General features: G+C 64.7%; 3 protein-coding genes. All 3 read left to right on the top strand.

All coding sequences use genetic code 11. The features are described 5' to 3' along the window. Positions 1–522: 522 nt before the first annotated feature. On the top strand, positions 523–789 hold the full coding sequence (locus tag AB1609_23415; GenBank protein ID MEW6049383.1) for a DUF4258 domain-containing protein: 267 nt from the start codon (positions 523–525) through the stop codon (positions 787–789). Next, complete coding sequence (locus AB1609_23410; protein ID MEW6049382.1) at positions 786–1,004, top strand: DUF2283 domain-containing protein; 219 nt, start codon at positions 786–788, stop codon at positions 1,002–1,004. The genes AB1609_23415 and AB1609_23410 overlap by 4 nt, the downstream gene beginning before the upstream one ends. A gap of 82 nt (positions 1,005–1,086) precedes the next feature. Next, the coding region (locus AB1609_23405) for a hypothetical protein (protein MEW6049381.1) at positions 1,087–1,614 on the top strand (528 nt) is incomplete at its 3' end.

Here is a 1,614-nt window from a genome sequence, read left to right as displayed (position 1 = left end):
GCGCAGACCGACGTCCCCTGGTCGCGCCGGCCTCCGGGGCGTCGCCGGGACATTCGCGCTCGCGAAGGGACTCGCGGGCCTGCCTCCCAGGGTTCCTCACCCCTGGCACATCGACGTTATCCTCGCCTCTGCATCCCAGGTTGCTTTCACCATCACCCCAGGCTGCGCGGCAAGGCAGCGCGCCTCGGTTACGGAGGGACCGTCCGCGAGTCCGTGCGCGGCCGCCTCGTGACCGCCGGCACCGGCACGGCGGGAGCCCCAGGCGCGGCAGCGGGTCCGGATGCCTGGCGGGGCGGCTGCGGGAGCGAAGTGCCGACTTCGGATAACGTATACAGATAAGACTTATTACGCGAAGAAAACCGGGTCCCGGGAAGCCGTTTTGGGGCTTCCCGGGGCCTGTTATCGGCCGAAAAGAACTTCGCATAACGCGAAAAGCCCTCTTCTGATTTCCGGGTCCGGGTGCGATGGGGCCTGGCGTTTACAGGAACCTGGGTTTGAGGTATCGTGGAGGGGGGAAAGTTATTGCGAGTCGAGTGGACTGGTCATGCCTTGGAACAGGTGGCGAGGCGTGGGCTGTCGCGTGACCTGGTGGAAGAAGCGCTGAGAGTTGCTGACCGCGTGGTGCCTTCGGGTGTTGAAGGAAGGTCCGTGGCCGAGAAAAAGTACCGGGATGCTTCAGGCCAGTTGTACTTGCTGAGGGTCGTTTTCGAGCGTGACGCGGAGCGGGCTGTGGTAATCACCGCCTACCGGACCAGCCGGCTGAGCAAATACTGGAGGGATGCCCGTTGAAGGTCAGGTATGATCCTGAAACCGATTCGCTGTGCATTCTGCTGAGAGACGTGCCCGTCGACGAATCTGACGAGGTAAACCCGGGCCTGATTGTGGACTACGATGCGAATGGTCTGCCTGTGGCGGTTGAAATCCTGCACGCCTCGCGCGTCTTTGGCGATAAGACCCTTACTGTGGAGGTAGAACTGGCCCCGGCGGCACCGCATAGGCAGTGAAGCGGAACCACAGACCTTGTCCGGGCCGAGGGGGTGCCGCGCGCCCCCTCGGCTTCTTGGGGACCTGGAGAGGAGGGAATGCATGGGCTGGACGTTCCTTCACAAGCCCAAGGGCCAGAGCATGCTGGAGTTCTTCCGGAACGAGTTCGACACGAGGCGCCCGGCGCCGGGCTGCCCCGTGGGCCGGGTGCTGGATTGCGCTGCGAACCTGCACGAGGCTTACAGCGCCTACGAGCAGGTCTGGCCGGACGGGCGCCGCGAGGTGAGCGCGGTGGTGTGCGAGCTGATCCACCGCCCGAACGATCCGTACAACTTCGGGTACAGAGACGTGCACGAGGAAATGGGCCCCGTCCATGCCAACTGCCCGGAGCGGATTCTGCGGCTGCTCACGCCCACCGACAATGAAACCGCCAGACGTTGGCGCGAGGAGTGCTGGGAGAACCTGCGGGCCCGTCGGGGGCGGCCCCGTCTGAGGAAAGGCACGGTCATCCGGTTTTCCGAGCCGGTCCGCTTTACGAGCGGCAGCAGGCTGTCGGAATTCCGGGTCGAAGACCCGCGCCGGCTGGTGTTTTCCGACCCGCGGTATCCGTGGAACCGCTACAAGCTGAGC

This window comes from Bacillota bacterium (genome assembly GCA_040754675.1).
Lineage (GTDB): Bacteria > Bacillota > Limnochordia > Limnochordales > Geochordaceae > Geochorda.
This window is presented reverse-complemented; position numbering and strand designations above follow the sequence as displayed.